Origin of the sequence: Xanthomonas sp. AM6, assembly GCF_025665335.1 — a bacterium.
Classification (GTDB): domain Bacteria; phylum Pseudomonadota; class Gammaproteobacteria; order Xanthomonadales; family Xanthomonadaceae; genus Xanthomonas_A.
Genome location: NZ_CP106869.1, coordinates 3,496,860 through 3,516,581, shown reverse-complemented (window position 1 = coordinate 3,516,581; position 19,722 = coordinate 3,496,860). Strand labels below are relative to the sequence as shown.

Below are 19,722 nucleotides of genomic sequence, written 5' to 3'. Positions count from 1 at the left end.
GCACATAAATTGAGATCAATCGTACGTACCAATTGGCCTGCGCAGATATTTCTACCAATTTGTTGACATTGGTCGGTGACGGGTGAAAGGCTCCGCTCCCAAGCCGTAGTCCCTACGGTGTCCAACCTTGGGAGGAGAGACCATGCGGCACCCTTATTCGGCCCTGTCCGCCGGACGCGCCGGCGCGCGCATGCTGCGCAGCGCCCTGGCCTGCGCCATCGCGGCATCGTTGACCAGCGGCGCGGCCTGGGCACAGGAGGCGCCGGCGGCGCAGGCCGAGGCCACTGCAGCGGCGGCGCCGGCACAACCGCCGGCGGGCGGGGCGACCACGCTGGACCAGGTGCAGGTCACCGGCATCCGTGGTTCGATCCAGTCCTCGATCAACAAGAAGCGCGACGAAACGGTGATCTCCGACGTGCTGTCGGCCGAGGACATCGGCGACCTGCCGGCGCCGTCGCTGGCCGATGCGATCGAGACGCTGACCGGCGCGGCCTCCACCCGCGACAAGACCGGCGCGTCGGAAATCTCCATCCGCGGCCTGGGCGCGTTCCTCAGCAGCACCCAGTTCAACGGCCGCGAGATCACCAACGGCAGCGGCGACCGCTCGGTGAACTTCAACATGTTCCCGGCCGAACTGATCAACACCGTGGCCATCTACAAGACCCAGCGCGCCGACCTGATCGAAGGCGGCGTCGCCGGCACCATCGGCCTGGAGACGGTCAAGCCGCTGGACTACGGCAAGCAGGCGATCCAGCTCGACGGGCGCGGCAGCTGGGCCGAGTACGACAGCAAGTACCGCGACAAGGACGGCATCGGCTGGCGCGGTACCGCCAGCTACATCGACCAGTTCGAGTTCGCCAACGGCGGCAAGCTCGGCATATCGATCGGCCTGCAGGCGCTGGACGGCACCGATCCGGAAGAGAGCATGACCAGCGGCTCGACCTGGTACGCCTGCGACGCCACCCAGAACGTGCGCAACGCCAACTGCGCCGAGGTCGGCGCCGACGCCATCGCCAACGGCGCGCCGTACTACCTGGTGCCGAGCAGCCGCATCTACCGGCTCAAGCAGGAGCGCAACGACCGCCAGTCCGAGTTCGCCGCGGTGCAGTGGAAGCCCAACGACCTGCTCGAGGTCAACGTCGACTACGAACACACCGACCGCAACTGGCACGAGAAGCGCTCGGACCTGAGCCTGTCCAACACCCGCCGCGGCATTGTCAATCGCGAGGTCGACGACAACGGCGTGCTGCGCCGCTATTCCGGCAACACCTCGATCGACTCCACCTCGACCCTGTACGACCGCAACGAGGAATACACCGGCGGCGGCCTCAACATCATCCTGCGCCCGAGCGTGGCCTGGGAGATCGCCACCGACCTGTCCTATTCGCACACCGTGCGCGAGGACACCCAGCGCATGACCCGGCTGCGCGCCAATGCCCGCGACGTGAACAACGCGGTGGTGCCGGGCATCACCAGCGGCGCCACCGGCTACGTCAACTACGACTGGGAAAACGCGGGCGACGTGCCGAGCATCGCGCTGGACCCGGCGTTCGACGTCAACGACTGGGACGCCTACACCGGCGCGGCGCGGGTCACCTCTGAAGAAGAGAAGAACGATCACCGCATCCGCGCCGGCCGCTTCGACGTCAGCTACTTGCCCGAGGACGGGCTGCTGACCAAGATCACCTTCGGCCTGCGCGCCAGCCAGGCCGACTACAGCTACTTCGACAACACCATCACCACCGACATCGCCGCCAGCGGCGCCGGGCGCACCCAGATCATCGCCGCCAACCGGGCCTGCCGCGCGCCGTTCCCGCAGGACGATTTCCTCGACGCGGCCAGCGGCAACACCATCTCCAGCTGGGCCTACTTCGACCCGTCCTGCCTGTACGAGGCGTTCCGCGGCAGCAGCGACACCGGGGTGGACCCGAACTACCGCGATCCCAACAACGTCGACGTGGTGGAGAAGACCAAGGCGCTGTTCCTGATGGCCGACTTCCGCAGCGAGCTGTTCGGCCTGCCGGTGTCGGGCAACCTGGGCGTGCGCTGGGTCAAGACCGACGTGCGTTCGGAAGGCGTGCGCGCCGACCTGGACCTGATCGACAACGGCGCCGGCACCCTGCGCCTGCAGCCCACCGGCACCTACCAGACCCTGGTCGCCAAGGCCGGCAACGACAAGCTGCTGCCCAGCGCCAATGCCGCGTTCGAACTGCGCGACCACCTGCTGCTGCGGGTGGCCGGCTACCGCGCCATGTCGCGTCCGGACATCGCCGCGCTGGGCTCGGGCCGCAACGTCAACCTCACCGGCACCGAGAACTTCACCAGCCTGGAGGAAGCGCTGGCCGGCATCACCGCCACCGGCAATCCCGAGACCAAGCCGCTGATGTCGTGGAACGGCGACGTGTCGCTGGAATGGTACCCGAACGAGGACAGCATGCTGGCCGGCGCGGTGTACTGGAAGCAGTTCAACGGCGGCACCGAGACCGTGCTGTTCGACGAGACCTTCGTGGTCGACGGGCGCAGCGCCACCGTGGCGGTGCCGCGGCAGGTGACCACCGACAAGAAGAGCACGCTGACCGGCTTCGAGCTCAGCGCCGCGCACCGCTTCTCCTACCTGCCCAAGCCGCTGGACGGGCTGGGCTTCAAGCTCAGCTACAACTACGCCGACACCGACTACGAGACCCAGGACCCGCGCCTGGGCGAGCAGGTCGATGCGGTCACCGGCACGGTGGTCCCGGCGATCGTGGCCCCGGCCGGGCTCAGCGGCTTCTCGCGGCACGTGCTGTCCGGCTCGCTGTACTGGGAACTGGGCCGCTTCGACATGCAGGCGATCGGCAAGTACCGCTCCAAGTACTACCAGGACTTCACCGGCAACACCGCGCAGCAGAACCGCTACTACGACGACAACACCAGCGTGGATTTCCGCGCCCGCTACCGGGTCAGCAAGAACCTGTCGCTGTCGCTGGAGCTGATGAACCTGACCAACGAACCGCGCGTCGCATCCCAGCCTGTCTACGGCAACTTCCGCGAGTACGTGAGCTACGGGCGGCGCGCATATTTCGGTGTACGATACAAGTTCTGAACGCAGCGGCGCGGCCCCCGGCCGCGCCGTTTTTCGAGCCGCAGCAGGCGCCGGCGCGTCGTCCCGGCGCCGCTGTGGAATTCACCAGACGGGTCCTTAGCGCGAATGTCCGAAAGCCGCCTCTACCAGTCCATCGCCGCAAAGATCCTGTCGCTGATCGAATCGGGCGAATTCCCGACCGGTTCGCGGCTGCCGGGCGAGCGCGATCTGGCCGAGCGGTTCGGGGTCAGCCGGGTGACCATCCGCGAGGCCGAGATCGCGCTGGAGGCGCAGGGCTGGATCGCGATCAAGACCGGCTCGGGCGTGTACGTGCGGCCGCGCCCGATCGACGCGCAGGGCGCATTGCCCGACGTCAGCGCATTCGACCTGACCGCCGCGCGCACGGTGATCGAGGCCGAAGCCGCGGCGCTGGCCGCCGGGCGCCTGACCGATGCCGACATCGAGGAACTGCAGACCCTGGTGACGGCGATGTCCGACCCGACCACCACCGAGGAGATGGCCGGCGAGTACGACCGCCGCTTCCACCTGGCCATCGCGCGGCTGTCCGGCAATCCGGTGGTGGAATACTGCATCCACCTGATCTGGCGCATGCGCAACGAACTGCCGCGGGTGCGCCAGGTGTACGCGCACGTCTGCCACCAGGACGATGCGACCCGCACCGACGAGCACGCCGCGATCCTGGAGGCGCTGAAGACGCGCGATCCGGCCGCCTCGCGCAACGCGATGCGCAACCACTTCCAGCGCCTGTTCGAGTCGATGCTGGAAGCCACCGAGAGCCAGGCCCTGGCCGAGATCCGCCGCCGCACCCAGCAGGACCGCGAACGCTTCCTGGCGACCACGCGGATCTGAGCGCGCCGCCGCGGCCGCAGCGCCGTTGCGGGCGTGTCGCGCGCGCCGCTCGTGCGGGGAGGCGCAAGCCCCATTCCCGCCGTCGTCCGCCTTCGCTTCGACCCAGGCCGCCATCCGCGGCGCCTGAACGCTGCGCAATCGCGCCGCATTGCCGGCGCAGTGCGGTGCCCGGCGATGGCGCACGCAACGAGATGCGCACGGCGTCCGCGCGCGGGGCGCAGGCCGCAGCGTCAGCCGCAGCGCGCCTGCGCCCCGCATAGCGCCGCCATGCCAGTCCGGCACGGCAGGCAATGCGGTTGCGCATTCACGCCTGGCGCTGCCGGCGGCTGCTACATGTGGCGCCAAGCGGGCCCTGTGGCTCCTCTGGATCATCATGGCGTCCCCCTGGCGTGCGTTGCGTAGACGGCTGCTCCCTTATCGGCGCGGCCTTTCCGGCATGCGCGCGCGGTTCCTGCAGCGCGGCCGCACGCCGCCCCCGGCCGAAGAGCCGCTGCGCGCGCAACTGCTCAGCGCCGAACAGATGGCCGCGCACGGCGAGGCGCTGGCGCGCACCCACCGGGTGCGCGGCGGGCGCAGCCCCGAGGTGCTGCTGGCGCGGCTGAAGCAGAACGAGGACGTGTTGCGCGACGCCCTGGCGATGCTCGCGGCGATGGTCCGCGACGGCATCCGCGTCACCCCGGCCGGCGAGTGGCTGCTGGACAACTTCTACCTGGTCGAAGAGCAGATCCTGATCGCACGGCGGCATCTGCCCGCCGGCTACAGCCGCCAGCTGCCGGCGCTGGCGCAAGGCGCTTCGGCCGGATTGCCGCGCGTCTATGCCTTGTCGATGGACGCGATCGCGCACGGCGACGGCCGCATCGATGCCGACATGGCCAGCCGTTTCATCGCCGCCTACCAGACGGTGACGCCGCTGATGCTGGGCGAGCTGTGGGCGATCCCGATCATGCTGCGTCTGGGCCTGCTGGAGAACCTGCGCCGGGTCGCGGCGCGGGTGATGCGCGACGGCATCGACCACCGCCTGGCCAGCGAATGGGCCGACCGGCTCAACACCACCGCCGTGCAGGAGCCCAAGAGCGTGGTGCTGGTGGTCGCGGACATGGCGCGCTCGCAACCGCCGCTGTCCGGCGCGTTCGTCGCCGAGCTGGTGCGCGGGCTGCACGGGCGCGGCGGGGTGCTGGCGATGCCGGTGACCTGGGTCGAGCAGTGGCTGGCCGACGGCGGCCAGCGCATCGACGCGATGGTGCACGCCGAAAGCCAGCAACAGGCCGCCGACCAGGTCTCGATCAGCAACAGCATCGCCAGCCTGCGTTTCCTGGCGACGATGGACTGGCGCGATTTCGTCGAAGCGTTGAGCGCGGTGGAAGCGCAGCTGCGCCAGGATCCGCACGGCACCTACGCGCAGATGGATTTCCAGACCCGCGACAGCTACCGGCACGCCGTCGAACTGCTGGCGCGGCGCAGCGGCGCCGGCGAGGAGGCGGTGGCCGCGTGCGTGCTGGGCCTGGCGCAGGCCGGCGCCAGCGACGACCTGCGCCACGTCGGCTACTACCTGGTCGACGACGGCCAGCGCGCGCTGCCGGCGGCGATCGCGGCCCTGCCGCGCGCGCGCCGCCGCCCGGCCATGGCGCGGCGCACGCTGCCGCTGCCGGCCTATCTGTTGCCGATCGCGGCGATCGCCGGCATAGGCAGCTGGATCCTGCTCGGCCAGCTGCAGGCGCTGCCCCTGGTGCCGGCGTGGCTGTGGGCGACCACCGCGCTGCTGGGCGCGCTGGCCTTCAGCGAGCTGGGCGTGGCGCTGGTCAACTGGATGGCGACGCTGCTGGTGGCGCCGCGCACGCTGCCGCGGATGGACTTCGCCAAGGGCCTGCCGGCGGGCGCGCGCACCCTGGTGGTGGTGCCGAGCATGCTCAGCGACGCGGCCACCATCGACGAACTGGCCGAGGCGCTGGAGGTGCGGTTCCTGGCCAACCGCGACGCGCAACTGCATTTCGCGCTGCTCACCGACTTCCTGGACGCCGCGCAGGCGACGCTGCCCGGCGACGCGGCGCTGCTCGACCACGCCGCGCAGCACATCGCGCGCCTCAACCAGCGCTATGCGCCCGAACGCGGCGACCGGTTCTTCCTGCTGCACCGGCCGCGGCGGTGGAATCCCGGCGAGCGCGCCTGGATCGGCCACGAGCGCAAGCGCGGCAAGCTGGCGGCGTTGAACCGGCTGCTGCGCGGCGGCGCCGCCGACGCCGATTTCAGCACGCTGATCGGCGCGGTCGCGTTGCTGGCGCAGGTGCGCTACGTGATCACCCTGGACGCGGACACGCGGCTGCCGCGCGATGCGGCGCGCGAGTTCGTCGCGACCCTGGCGCATCCGCTGAACCGCGCGCGCATCGATCCGGTCCTGGGCCGCGTCACCCGCGGCTACGGCATCCTGCAGCCAAGCGTGGGCAGCAGCATGAGCGGCCACCGCATCACCCGCTACGCGCGCCTGTTCGGCAGCGAGCCGGGCATCGACCCGTACACGCGCACCGTGTCCGACGTGTACCAGGACCTGTTCGGCGAAGGCTCGTTCGTCGGCAAGGGCATCTACGACGTGGATGCGTTCGAGCAGGCGCTGGACGGCCGCCTGCCGGACAACCGCATCCTCAGCCACGACCTGCTGGAGGGCTGCTACGCGCGCGCCGGGCTGGTCAGCGACGTACGCCTGTTCGAGGACTACCCGGCGCGCTACGCGGCCGACGTGCAGCGCCGCGCGCGCTGGATCCGCGGCGACTGGCAACTGTTGCCGTGGCTGCTGCCGTGGGTGCCCGATGCCGCCGGCCGCTACCGGCGCAATCCGCTGTCGGCGCTGTCGCGCGGCAAGCTGCTGGACAACCTGCGCCGCAGCCTGGTGCCGCTGGCCGTCACCGCGCTGCTGGCGATCGGCTGGCTGTGGGTGCCGCGGCCGGCGGCGTGGAGCGCCTGGCTGCTGGGCCTGTTCGTCCTGCCGATCGTGGTGCCGGCACTGCACAACCTGGTCGCCAAGCCGCTGGACATGGCCTGGCGCATGCACCTGGGCACGCTGGTCAAGGCCCTGGCGACGCAACTGCAGCGCGCGCTGGTGGCGCTGGCATGCCTGCCGTACGAGGCCGGCTACGCCGCGCTGGCGATCGTGCGCACGCTGTGGCGCATGCTGGTCAGCCGCCGGCGCCTGCTGCAATGGCACGCGTCCGGCGACGTGGCGCGGCGCCTCGGCCGCGGCAACGCGGCCGAACTCGGCGGCATGGCGCCAGCGGCGCTGTGCGCGCTGGCGCTGCTGGGACTGCTGGCCTGGCGGCAGCCGCAGGCGCTGTGGGTGGCCGCGCCGGTGCTGGCGCTGTGGATCGCTGCGCCGGCGCTGATGGCCTGGATGGGGCATGCCGCCGCGCCGCGCCGCGCGCAGCTGGCGCCGCCGCAGCGCGCCTTCCTCGGCCGGCTGGCGCGCCGCACCTGGGCGTTCTTCGAAGTGCACATGCGCGCGCAGGACCATTGGCTGCCGCCGGACAACGTGCAGGAGCATCCGCAACTGGTGGTGGCGCGCCGCACCTCGCCGACCAACATCGGCCTGGCCCTGCTCGGCAACCTGGCCGCCTACGACCTGGGCTACCTGCAGCCGGGCGGGGTGATCGAGCGCACCCGGCTGACCCTGGCGACGATGGAGACGCTGCCGCGCCACCGCGGCCATTTCTACAACTGGTACGACACCGAGACCTTGCAGCCGCTGCCGCCGGCCTATCTGTCGACGGTGGACAGCGGCAACCTCGCCGGGCATCTGCTGACCCTGCGCCAGGGCCTGCTGGCGCTGTGCGATGCGCCGCTGCTGGCGGCCGCCACCTTCGACGGGCTGGCCGACACGCTGGGCGTGCTGCGCGAGGCCGCGCACGAGAGCCCGGCCGCGGCCGCGTTGCAGCCGGCGCTGCAGGAGGCCGAGCTGCGCCTGGATGCGTTGCGCGCGGCCCCGCCGCAGACGCTGGCGCAGGCCTGGCACGCGCTGTGCGCGCTGGCCGCGCAGGCGCAGGCGATCGCCGAACACTGGCCGCCGCCGCTGCCGACCGCGGGCCGCTGCGCCGATGCGCTGGCGCCGCACTGGCCGCAGGCCTTGCTCGCCGCGTGCCACGCCGCGCAGGACGAACTGCGCGGGTTCGCGCCGTGGGCGCTGGCGGCCGACACCGACGCCGATGACGAGGCGACGTCCGCACAGACGCCGCTGCCGACGCTGCGCGCACTGGCCGCGCAGACCCGCGACGCCGCGGCCGCCGAACGCGCCCGCGCACGCATCCACCAGCTCGAGCGCCTGGCGCATATCGCCGGGCAGCTGTCGCTGATGGAATACGGCTTCCTCTACGACCCGGCGCGGCGGCTGCTGGCGATCGGCTACAACGTCGACGAGCGGCGCCTGGACCAGGGCTACTACGACCTGCTGGCCTCGGAGGCGCGGCTGTGCAGCTTCGTCGCCATCGCCCAGGGCCAGCTGCCGCAGGAAAGCTGGTTCGCGCTCGGCCGCCAGCTCACCGAGGTCGACGGCGAGGCAACGCTGCTGTCGTGGACCGGGTCGATGTTCGAGTACCTGATGCCGCAGCTGGTGATGCCCAGCTACGCCGACACCCTGCTCGACCAGACGGCCGTGCATGCGGTCAACGCGCAGATCGCGCACGGCGCGCGGCACGCGGTGCCGTGGGGCGTGTCCGAGTCCGGCTACAACGCGGTCGATGCGCGGATGAACTACCAGTACCGCGCCTTCGGCGTGCCCGGCCTGGGCCTCAAGCGCGGCCTCGGCGAGGACCTGGTGATCGCGCCGTACGCGAGCATGATGGCGCTGATGGTGGCCCCGGACGCGGCCTGCGCCAACCTGCAGCGGCTGGCCGAAGCGGGTTTCGGCGGCCGCTTCGGCCTGCACGAGGCGATCGACTACACCCCCGGCCGGGTGCCGCCCGGCCAGACCTTCGCGCTGATCCGCTCGTACATGGCGCACCACCAGGGCATGGGCCTGCTGGCGCTGGACCATCTGCTGCGCGAGCAGCCGATGCAGAAGCGCTTCGCCGCCGACGCCGAGTTCCAGGCCACCTTGCTGCTGCTGCAGGAGCGGATTCCGCGCGTGGGCGTGTTCCATCCGCAGGAAGCCGACGGCGCCGCGCGCAGCGCCCAGGACGCGCGCGAGGAGGAGACCCAGCTGCGCGTGTTCCGCGATCCCGGCGCGCCGCGGCCGGGCGTGCAACTGCTCTCCAACGGCCGCTACCACGGCCTGCTGACCAGCGCCGGCGGTGGCTACAGCCGCCTGCGCGACATGGCCATCACCCGCTGGCGCGAGGACGGCACCCGCGACCACTGGGGCAGCTTCTGCTACCTGCGCGACGTGGACAGCGGCGACTACTGGTCGGCCGCCTACCAGCCCACCGCGGTGGCGGTGGACCACTACGAGGCGATCTTCTCCGACGCCAAGGCCGAGTTCCGCGGGCGCAAGCGCGGCTTCGACACGCACATGGAAGTGGCGATCTCCGCCGAGGACGACATCGAACTGCGCCGGCTGCGGGTCAGCAACCGCTCGCGGCAGCCGCGCACCATCGAGATCACCACCTATGCCGAAGTGGTGCTGGCGCCGGCCATCGCCGACGAACTGCACCCGGCCTTCAGCAACCTGTTCGTGCAGACCGAGATCGCCCGCGACAAGCAGGCGCTGCTGTGCACGCGCCGCACCCGCGCGCACGACGAGGTCGCGCCGTGGATGTTCCACCTGGTGGCGGTGCACGACGCGCACATCGGCGCGATTTCCTACGAGACCGACCGCGCGCGTTTCCTCGGCCGCGGCAACAGCGCGCGCACGCCGCGCGCGCTGAGCCACGACGTGGCGCTGTCCGACAGCGCCGGCTCGGTGCTCGACCCGGTGGTCGCGATCCGCTGCCGGATCGTGCTGGCGCCGGAGCAGACTGCGATGATCGACATCGTCTATGGCGTCGGCGGCGACCGCGCCGCATGCACCGCGCTGATCGACAAGTACCGCGACCGGCGCCTGGCCGACCGCGTGTTCGACCTGGCCTGGACCCACAGCCAGGTGGTGCGCCGCCAGATCAACGCCTCGCAGGCCGACGCGCAGCTGTACGAGCGCCTGGCCGGGCTGATGGTGTACGTGAATCCCTCGCTGCGCGCCGACAGCGACCTGCTGCTGCAGAACCGGCGCGGCCAGTCCGGGCTGTGGGGCCATGCGATCTCCGGCGACCTGCCGATCGCGCTGCTGCAGATCGGCGATGCCGACAACATCGAGCTGGTGCGGCAGATGGTGCAGGCGCACGCCTACTGGCGGCTCAAGGGCCTGCATGCGGACCTGGTGATCTGGAACGAGAGCCAGAGCGGCTACCGGCAACAGCTGCAGGAGCAGATCCTGGGCATGATCGCGGCCGATCCGGACGCCAGCGTGCTGGAGCGCCCAGGCGGCATCTTCGTGCGCCCGGTGCAGAACATCTCGCAGGAGGACCGCATCCTGCTGCAGGTGGTGGCGCGGGTCATCGTCAGCGACCAGCGCGGCACCCTGGCCGCGCAGATCGGCCGGCACCTGCCGCCGCCGCGCGGGATGCCGGAACTGGTGCCGCTGCCGGCCGCCGCGATGGCCGAGGCGCAGGAACACGCGCCGGCGCCGGCCGCCACCGGCGAGGTGCGCGAGGACCCGTGGCCGTTCGCACCGGCGCAGGCCGAGGTGCTGTTCGACAACGGCACCGGCGCCTTCGCCGCCGACGGCCGCGAATACCAGATCGCGCTGCGCGAGGGCGCGCCGACCCCGGCGCCGTGGTCCAACGTGCTGGCCAACGCGCAGCTGGGCACGGTGCTCAGCGAGAGCGCCGCCGGCTACACCTGGTTCGAGAACGCGCATGAGTTCCGCCTGTCGCCATGGCACAACGACCCGGTCGCCGACACCTGCGGCGAAGCGTTCTACCTGCGCGACGAGGACAGCGGCCGGGTGTGGTCGCCGCAACCGCTGCCGCGCCGCGGCGCCGGCGACTACCGCACCCGCCACGGCTTCGGCTACAGCGTCTACGAACACGTGCAGGACGGCATCGCCAGCGAGCTGTGGGTGTACGTGGCGCTGCACGAGGCGGTGAAGTTCTCGGTGCTGAAGCTGCGCAACCTGTCCGGGCGCAGCCGGCGCCTGTCGGCGACCGGCTACGTGGAATGGGTGCTGGGCGACCTGCGGGTGAAGTCGCAGATGCACGTGGTCACCGCGCAGGACGGCGCGCACGGCGCGTTGCTGGCGCACAACCCGTACAACGCCGAATTCGCCGCGCGCACCGCGTTCTTCGACGTGGACGCGGCCGCGCGCAGCTGCACCGGCGACCGCGCCGAATTCCTCGGCCGCAACGGCGACATGGCCGACCCGCAGGCGCTGCGCCGCGAGCGCCTGTCCGGACGCCTGGGCGCCGGGATGGACCCATGCGCGGCGCTGCAGGTGCCGCTGGCGCTGGCCGCCGGCGCCGCGTGCGAGACCGTGTTCCGGCTCGGCGCCGGCAAGGACCACGACGCCGCGGTGGAGCTGGCGCGGCGCATGCGCGGCCGCGATGCCGCGCACGACGCGCTGGACGCGGTGCGCATCCATTGGCGGCAACTGCTCGGCGGCCTGCAGGTGCAGACCCCCGATCCCAGCGTGGACCTGCTGGTCAACGGCTGGCTGCCGTACCAGACCCTGGCCTGCCGCTACCTGGCGCGCAGCGGCTACTACCAGTCCGGCGGCGCGTTCGGCTTCCGCGACCAGCTGCAGGACATGATGGCGCTGGTCCACGCCACCCCGGCGCTGGCGCGCGAGCACCTGCTGGCCAGCGCCGCGCACCAGTTCCCGCAGGGCGACGTGCTGCACTGGTGGCATCCGCCGCAGGACCGCGGCGTGCGCACGCGCTGCTCGGACGACTACCTGTGGCTGCCGCTGGCGGCGTGCCGCTACCTGCAGGTCACCGCCGACCGCAGCGTGCTCGACGAGGACGTGCGCTACATCGAAGGCCGCAGCGTCGGCGCCGACGAGGAGTCGTACTACGACCTGCCGGCGCCGTCGCAGCAGCACGGATCGCTGTACGCACACTGCGTGCAGGCGCTGCGCCGCGGCATGGCCCTGCTCGGCGAGCGCGGCCTGCCGCTGATCGGCACCGGCGACTGGAACGACGGCATGAACCGGGTGGGCGAGGGCGGCAAGGGCGAGAGCGTGTGGCTGGGCTTCTTCCTGTTCCACGGGCTGCAGCAGTTCGCGACGGTGGCGCGCGGGCGCGACGATGCCGCCTTCGCCGACGAATGCGACGCGGCCGCGCAGGCGCTGCGCGGCAACCTGGAAGCGCACGCCTGGGACGGCGACTGGTACCGGCGCGCATGGTTCGACGACGGCACCGCGCTGGGCTCGGCGGACAACGCCGAATGCCGCATCGACTCGATCTCGCAGAGCTGGTCGGTGCTGTCCGGCGCGGCCGCGCCGGCGCGCGCGCGGCAGGCGATGGCGGCGCTGGACCGGCACCTGGTCAAGCGCGACGCCGGCCTGATCCAATTGCTGGACCCGCCGTTCGACCGCATCGAACACGATCCCGGCTACATCCGCGGCTACGTGCCGGGCGTGCGCGAGAACGGCGGGCAATACACGCACGCGGCGGTGTGGGCGGCGATGGCCTTCGCCCGCCTCGGCGACGGCGAGCGCGCCTGGGAGCTGGCGCGGATGATCAACCCGATCCGGCACAGCCTGGATGCGGCAGCCAGCGAACGCTACAAGGTCGAGCCCTACGTGCTGGCCGCCGACGTCTACGGCGTGGCCCCGCACGTGGGACGCGGCGGCTGGACCTGGTACACCGGCTCGGCCGGCTGGATGTACCGGTTGCTGGTCGAATCGCTGCTGGGCCTGCATCGCGAAGGCGACAGCCTGCACCTGCGTCCGTGCCTGCCGGCGGCCTGGGAGCGTTGCCGGCTGCATTACCGTCATGGCGGCAGCGCATACCACATCGAACTGGTGCAGTACGCCGCCGATCAGGCCGGCGATGCCGCGCAGGGCGCCGGCCTGTTCGTGGACGACGTGCGCCAGCAGGACGCGCGGATCGCGCTGGTCGACGACGGCCGCGCGCATCGCGTGCAATGGCGACAGCCGCGCGCGCCGGCATGAACACGCACGCGCAGACCCAGGCGGCGCTGGCGCATCTGGCGCGGATGCTGCCGGAATGGTGCGCGCACCTGCGCCATCCCGCCGAATTCTGGCCGCAGTTCAGCGTGCTGGCGCAGGAGGTACTGGACGAGGCCGATCCGCGCGATCGCGCGCAGGCGCGGCGGGCGCTGGCGAAGATGCTCGCCAGCGAGGCGATCGACGCGCGCATGCTGGCTCGCTGAACGCCTTCCTAAACGCGTTCGTGTCGCGCCGCGACACAGGGCTCACGGCACGGTCACCCTGGTTGCACGGCGCCCGCGCCCACACTGGGCCCCACGCCGTCGCAACAAGGACCCCACCAATGCAAGCCCTCACCTATCACGGCACCAGAGACGTCCGCGTAGAAACCGTTCCCGATCCGGTCCTGATCGACGCCGACGACATCGTGCTGCGGGTCACCGCCACCGCGATCTGCGGCTCGGACCTGCATCTGTATCGCGGCAAGATTCCCGACCTGCATACCGGCGACGTGCTCGGCCACGAATTCATGGGCGTGGTCGAAGAGGTCGGGCCCGGCGTGCAGCGCGTGAAGCGCGGCGATCGCGTGGTGATCCCGTTCGTGATCGCCTGCGGCGAGTGCTTCCACTGCCGCCTGACCGAATACTCCGCCTGCGAGACCACCAACACCGGCAAGGGCGCGGCGCTGAACCAGAAGGGCATCCGCCCGCCGGCGGCGCTGTTCGGCTACAGCCACCTGTACGGCGGCGTGGCCGGCGGCCAGGCCGAGTACGTGCGCGTGCCCAAGGCCAACGTCGGCCCGCTGGTGGTGCCGGACGTGCTGCACGACGAGCAGGTGCTGTTCCTGTCCGACATCCTGCCCACCGGCTACCAGGCCGCGCTCAATGCCGGCGTGCGCCAGGGCAGCACGGTGGCGATCTTCGGCGCCGGCCCGGTGGGGCTGATGACCGCCGCGTGCTGCCGCATGCTCGGCGCCGAACGCATCTTCATGGTCGACCGCTATCCGTACCGGCTGGATTTCGCGCAGAAGACCTATGGCGTGATCCCGCTCAATTTCGAGGAGATCGACGACCCGGCCGACATCATCGTCGGCCAGACCGACGGCCGCGGCGTGGACGCCAGCATCGACGCGGTCGGCTTCGAGGCCAAGGGCAGCACCGTGGAGACGGTGATGGCCACGCTGAAGCTGGAAGGCAGCAGCGGCACCGCGCTGCGCCAGTGCATCGCCGCCACCCGCCGCGGCGGCACGGTCAGCGTGCCGGGCGTGTATGCCGGCTTCATCCACGGCTTCCTGTTCGGCGACGCCTTCGATAAGGGGCTGAGCTTCAAGATGGGCCAGACCCACGTGCAGCGTTTCATGCCGGAACTGCTGGAGCACATCGGCGAAGGCCGGCTGAAGCCGAACGAGATCATCACCCACCGGCTGAGCCTGGCGCAGGCGGCCGACGGCTACGCGATCTTCGACAAGAAGGAACAGGACTGCCGCAAGGTGATCCTGACCCCGTGAACCGGGCCTCGCCTGCCGCCATCGTGCGGCGGGCGAGGCCGCGCCGCGTACGCGCGCTGCACCGATCGAAAGGCACGCCGGGTTGCGGCGCGCCGGCGAATGCCGCAGCGACGACCATCCGCACCTCCACGGCGCCAACCTGGGCTTCAGCGCCGACCTGTACGGGCGCTGCGGCGCTTTCCTGCCGCTGGCCGCGCCCGAGGATGTGTCGCTGGTGGAGGCGATGGTGCGCGTGCAGGCGCGCGAGTGGATCCAACGATTACCTGAAGCAGTGGAGCGCAGCCTGGCCGAAGCGCTGCTGCGGACAGCCGGCGGCGACCGAGCGTTGCTGGGAGAGGGAACAGTTCCGGCTCGATTTGGCCCCCCCTTCCATCGGGAGCGGGCTGGAGTGAGGGTCCGGCGCGAAGCGCCTCGCGACTCTCTGGATGCATGAGGCTTCGCCCATACCCCTCATCCGTCCTGCGGGGCACCTTTCCCCCAAAGGGGGGTCATGGTCCCGGGGGAGAAGGGAACAGCCGCTGCGCATATACCAAGCGCCGATCCACCGCCATGTCCGTCTCATGACGGCGACGGTCAGCGGCCTGCGCAGGGATGCGACCGTGGCCAGGGCAATGCGCATTCAGCCATGAACGTGGACTTGCGAGCGCAGCGGCCAGGCCTCGGGATAAGTTTTGTCCCGGCTTTGTTGCGAGACAGCAGCCGACGTCGCAGCAGATCGGCGTTTGTCAACAGGCGCGCAGGGGATTCCCTTGGTTTTCAATCACTTGATTCTTGGCGCCAGCTGCGCCGCCGGCTGCGATGTTGTCCACAAGGGGTGTGGATGACTTCTGCATAAGGGTGTGGATAAGCCCGCCGCGGCCACGTGCCACAAGACTGTCAAGAGCCATGGCGAAAAATTAGACAGGCGAGGTCGGCGCCACCTCGATCCGGCACGAGGGACGCCGGCGAGACGTTCGGCGACGCCGGACTGCACAATGCCCTCCCGTCCGCGATGGCCCGTGACGTGGCCGGTCGGCGGCACCTCAGCCGCTCGGATAGGGGCGATCGGCCGGGACGACCAGACCATCCGCCTCCCCAAACGAAAACCGCGCCAGGCAGGCGCCAGGCGCGGTCGGAGCGAGCGGGCCGCGCAGGCTCAGGCGAGCATGCGCAGCTTCGGTTCGCGGTCCCACTGCCGGGTCTTGGCCGCCTCGATGAAGCCCTTGCCGTCGCCGGCGTCGAGCACGCCCGGGTCCTTGACCACGTTGCCGGCCTGCAGCAGCGGCTGCGCGCCGGCATCGGCGGCGATCGCCTTCAGGTGCGCGAAGGCGTTGCTGACGAAATCGATCGCCGCCGAGTCCTTGCTCAGCTGCTTGCCGGCCTCGGCCGACAGGACCACCGCCACCGCGTCGAACACGAACGACGGGGTGCCGGCCAGCTGGCCGTCGGCGGCCAGCCTGGCGCCGTCGCTGAGCGTGGCGCCGCCCAGCTTCGGCGCGACGATCTTGACCGTGGCGCCGGCATCGCGCGCCGCCGCCTGCAGGCGCTTCACCGTTGCCGCGTCGGAACCGTCGTGGACCAGGATGCCGATCGCACGGCCCTGCAGGGTGGGCTTCATCTTGCCGATCAGTTGCAGCGCCGGCGAGGGCGGCATGTCCTGTGGCGGCACCGCGGCCGGCGGCGCAGGCGGCAACGCGTCCATGCCCAGGCCGTCGGCCACGCGCTGCGCCAGCGTGGGGTCGACGTGGCGCAGGTGCCCGACCACCGCCTCGCGCACATGCGCGGTCTCCACCTTCGACAGTTCGAACACCAGCGCCGAGGCGACGTGCGCCTGCTCGGGCGCGCTCTGGCTGCGGAAGAACATGCGCGCCTGGCTGTAGTGGTCGGCGAAGCTCTCGGCGCGCACCCGGCCCTTGCTGCCGTTCTCGCTGGGCGTGGCATGGCTGGGGAAGCCGCGCGCGCTCTCGCGCGGGGTGTCGTCCTGCAGCGAACTGGGTTCGTAGGCGACGCGGCCCTTGGGCACGCCCATCTGCATGTGGCCGTCGCGCTGCAGGTTGGCGAACGGGCACTTCGGCGCGTTGATCGGGATCTGGTGGAAGTTCGGCCCGCCCAGGCGGCTGAGCTGGGTGTCCAGGTAGGAGAACAGCCGGCCCTGCAGCAGCGGATCGTTGGAGAAGTCGATGCCCGGCACGATGTTGGCCGGGCAGTAGGCCGCCTGTTCGGTCTCGGCGAAGAAGTTGTCCGGCCAGCGGTCCAGCACCATGCGCCCGACGATCCGCAGCGGCACCAGTTCCTCCGGGATCAGCTTGGTCGAATCGAGGTGGTCGAACGGGAACTTGTCCGCTTCCTCCTCGGTGAACAGCTGCACGCCCAGCTCCCATTCCGGGAAATCGCCCTGCTGGATCGCCTCGAACAGGTCGCGGCGGTGGAAGTCCGGATCGGCGCCGGCCAACTTGACCGCTTCGTCCCACACCGTCGATTGCAGGCCGAGCTTGGGCCGCCAGTGGAACTTGACGAAGGTGCTGTTGCCGTTGCCGTCGAGCAGGCGGAAGCTGTGGATGCCGAAGCCTTCGATCATGCGCAGCGAGCGCGGGATGGTGCGGTCGCTCATCGCCCACATGATCATGTGCAGCGACTCGGGGGTCAGCGAGACGAAGTCCCAGAACGTGTCGTGCGCGCTGGCGGCCTGCGGGAAGCCGCGGTCCGGCTCCATCTTCACCGCGTGGATCAGGTCCGGGAACTTGATCGCGTCCTGGATGAAGAACACCGGGATGTTGTTGCCGACCAGGTCCCAGTTGCCTTCCTTGGTATAGAACTTGACCGCGAAGCCGCGCACGTCGCGCGGCGTGTCCACCGAGCCGGCGCCGCCGGCGACGGTGGAAAAGCGCACGAACACCGGCGTCTTGACCCCGACCTCGGTGAGGATCTTGGCGGTGGTGTGCTTGTCCAGCGAGGCGGTCAGCTCGAAATGGCCGTGCGCGGCGCTGCCGCGCGCGTGCACGATGCGCTCGGGGATGCGCTCGTGGTCGAAGTGGGTGATCTTCTCGCGCAGGATGAAGTCTTCCAGCAACGTCGGCCCGCGCGGGGTGGCGCGCAGCGAGTTCTGGTTGTCGGCGATCGGGATGCCCTGGTTGGTGGTCAGCGGCGGATGCGTGCCGCCGGCGCTCTGGTGCAGTTCGTCGCCTTGGCCGCGCCGGTCGGCGACGGCGCTGGTGTCGACAGGGGTGCTGGACATGCTGGGCTTGCGCGGTGGGCTGGCCATGGGATGATGCTCCGGGGGAATGGGGCGAGACGGCGGAAGGCAGCGAGCGCTGCGAAGGCGCTGGGCCGCCGTCCGGCCGATGCTGTGCCGTGCCGCGTTAACGGTCCGTGCACCGGCCGCGCATTGCGCGGATGGGGCGTAGGGAATGTGCCGCAGGTCGCGGCGCTGCGTCGGCGCGATCGCTGCGCATCCGGGTGGATGGAGGGCGAGGGCGTCGGTGTCCGTGCGCGCGCTGCATGGCGCGCCGCCATGGGCCGGCGCTACAGGATCGTGTTGCGGCGCCGATAGTGCGTTGAGCGTTGTTCCCATCGGCGCGTCTTGGATGGGGAGGGGCGAGTCCCGGCAGCGGCTGCGATGCAGCGCACCGGCCTATCGAGTACGACGGAGACCGGACCTGGTGTTGCCTATCGTCGTCATCGGCTTGGTGTTCGCGCATGCGCTGATCGCGCATGGCGGCGGCACCGGCACGCCGGCAGCGCAGTGGTGCGGCCTGGCGGTGCAGGCCATGGCGGTGCTGGCGGTGCTGCAGCGGCTGCGACGGGCGCCGGCGGTGGACCGGACGCCGTGGCGGCTGCTGGGCGGCGTGGTCGGCGTGCAGATGCTGTGGACCGGCTGCAACCTGCTGGCGCTGCTGTTGCCGTCGCATGGCCCCGCGCTGCAGAAGCTGGGGGTGATGTTCTCCGGTTCCTCGATGATCCCGGCGCTGTTCCTGATCGCGCGTTCGTTCAACCGGCCGCAGTCGCGGCTGCTGCTGGCGCTGGACGCGCTGCTGGCGCTGGCCGGCGCCGGCCTGCTGTACCTGTTGATCGACCTGGCGCTGTCGGCCGACAACGGCTTCTCCGAGCCGAACGTCAGCCTGATCATCAATCACGGCGACGCGATGGGCCTGCTGCTGGCCTCGATGGCCACGCTGCGCCTGCTCGGCGCCGGCGGCTGCAGCCGCCGCCACTTCTATCTCAGCGCCAGCGCCTACCTGTGGGTCAACGGCGCGGTCGCGGCGCTGTACAACCGCATCGAACTGGACGGGCTGCCGTGGTGGGGCGGGCTGCTGATCGACCTGCCCTGCACGGTGCTGGTGCTGGTCGCGGCGCTGCCGCGCGGGCGTTGGCTGCGCCGCGCGCGGCCGAGCCTGCGCGGCGCGGAGCTGATCGCCGCGTTCGCGCCGATCGTGTTCTCGCTGGCGGTGCTGCTGCTGGCGATCAGCGTGTCGCGGGTGAGCTTCCTGTGGGGCATGGCCGCGGCCACGCTGGCGGTGATGGTGTACGGCGCGCACGTGGCGTTCCTGCACAGCGAGCACCTGGAGATCCAGCGCCTGAGCCGCCTGGGCACGCGCCGCCTGCAGCAGCAGGTGGCGCGCGATCCGCTGACCGGCATCGCCAACCGCGTCGGCCTGGCGGCGCGCCTGCGCGAGCTGGACAGCGGTTCGGACTGCTCGCTGCTGATGATCGACATCGATTTCTTCAAGCAGTTCAACGACAGCCACGGCCACGTGGTCGGCGACGCCTGCCTGGTCGAAGTGGCCACCGCGCTGGCCGAGGCCTTGCCCGCGCGCACCGCCACCGTGGCGCGCTATGGCGGCGAAGAGTTCGCGGTGGTGCTGCCGGACACCGCGGCCGAGGCCGCGCACGCGATCGCGCGGCGCCTGCTGGCGGCGGTCGAGCACCGGCAGATCCCGCATCCGGCCAGCCCGATGGGCGTGGTCACGGTCAGCATCGGCATCGCCACCCATCCGGCCAGCGCCGAGGCGGCGATCGAACTGCTGCACCACGCCGACGCCGCGCTGTACCGGGCCAAGCGCAACGGCCGCAACTGCTGTGCGCATGCGCTGGACGCCGCGGTGGACGCGCAGGCGCCGTGCGGTACCGGCTGATCGGGTCAACGGCGTGTCGCTGCGCCAACGCCGCGAGGCGGGCAGCCGATCT

General features: G+C 71.0%; 8 protein-coding genes. 7 read left to right on the top strand and 1 reads right to left on the bottom strand.

The genetic code is table 11. The features are described 5' to 3' along the window. Nucleotides 1-190 precede the first annotated feature (190 nt). From OCJ37_RS14910 to OCJ37_RS14885, 6 genes are all read left to right on the top strand, one after another. On the top strand, nt 191-3,082 hold the full coding sequence (locus OCJ37_RS14910) for a TonB-dependent receptor (protein ID WP_263113698.1): 2,892 nt from the start codon (nt 191-193) through the stop codon (nt 3,080-3,082). Nucleotides 3,083-3,187: 105 nt separating this feature from the next. Further along, nucleotides 3,188-3,931 carry a FadR/GntR family transcriptional regulator gene (locus tag OCJ37_RS14905; protein ID WP_263110504.1) on the top strand — a complete coding sequence of 248 codons (744 nt, stop codon included), beginning with the start codon at nt 3,188-3,190 and terminating at the stop codon, nt 3,929-3,931. A 436-nt stretch (nt 3,932-4,367) separates the two neighbouring features. Continuing rightward, nucleotides 4,368-13,055, top strand: coding sequence for a glycoside hydrolase family 94 protein (locus tag OCJ37_RS14900; RefSeq protein WP_263110503.1), 8,688 nt, complete (start codon nt 4,368-4,370; stop codon nt 13,053-13,055). Further along, on the top strand, nt 13,052-13,276 hold the full coding sequence (locus OCJ37_RS14895) for a hypothetical protein (RefSeq protein WP_263110502.1): 225 nt from the start codon (nt 13,052-13,054) through the stop codon (nt 13,274-13,276). The genes OCJ37_RS14900 and OCJ37_RS14895 overlap by 4 nt, the downstream gene beginning before the upstream one ends. Before the next feature lie 119 nt (nt 13,277-13,395). Further along, complete coding sequence (locus OCJ37_RS14890; protein WP_263110501.1) at nt 13,396-14,559, top strand: zinc-dependent alcohol dehydrogenase; 1,164 nt, start codon at nt 13,396-13,398, stop codon at nt 14,557-14,559. 82 nt (nt 14,560-14,641) lie between these two features. Beyond that, entirely contained in the window at nt 14,642-14,992 is a 351-nt protein-coding gene (locus OCJ37_RS14885; protein WP_263110500.1) for a hypothetical protein, read from the top strand. A gap of 702 nt (nt 14,993-15,694) precedes the next feature. On the opposite strand, the gene OCJ37_RS14880 is transcribed toward OCJ37_RS14885, so the two are convergent. After that, nucleotides 15,695-17,800: a catalase gene (locus OCJ37_RS14880; RefSeq protein WP_263110499.1), complete on the bottom strand. Its 2,106-nt coding sequence runs from the start codon at nt 17,798-17,800 to the stop codon at nt 15,695-15,697. A 400-nt stretch (nt 17,801-18,200) separates the two neighbouring features. Here OCJ37_RS14880 and OCJ37_RS14875 point away from each other — a divergent pair, with 400 nt between their 5' ends. After that, nucleotides 18,201-19,670 carry a GGDEF domain-containing protein gene (locus OCJ37_RS14875; protein ID WP_263110498.1) on the top strand — a complete coding sequence of 490 codons (1,470 nt, stop codon included), beginning with the start codon at nt 18,201-18,203 and terminating at the stop codon, nt 19,668-19,670. Nucleotides 19,671-19,722: the final 52 nt, after the last annotated feature.

Coding starts and splice junctions, on each gene's coding strand:
- OCJ37_RS14910 (WP_263113698.1), top strand. CDS start 191: ATGCTGCGCAGCGCCCTGGCCTGCGCCATCGCGGCATCGTTGACCAGC.
- OCJ37_RS14905 (WP_263110504.1), top strand. CDS start 3,188: ATGTCCGAAAGCCGCCTCTACCAGTCCATCGCCGCAAAGATCCTGTCG.
- OCJ37_RS14900 (WP_263110503.1), top strand. CDS start 4,368: ATGCGCGCGCGGTTCCTGCAGCGCGGCCGCACGCCGCCCCCGGCCGAA.
- OCJ37_RS14895 (WP_263110502.1), top strand. CDS start 13,052: ATGAACACGCACGCGCAGACCCAGGCGGCGCTGGCGCATCTGGCGCGG.
- OCJ37_RS14890 (WP_263110501.1), top strand. CDS start 13,396: ATGCAAGCCCTCACCTATCACGGCACCAGAGACGTCCGCGTAGAAACC.
- OCJ37_RS14880 (WP_263110499.1), bottom strand. CDS start 17,800: ATGGCCAGCCCACCGCGCAAGCCCAGCATGTCCAGCACCCCTGTCGAC.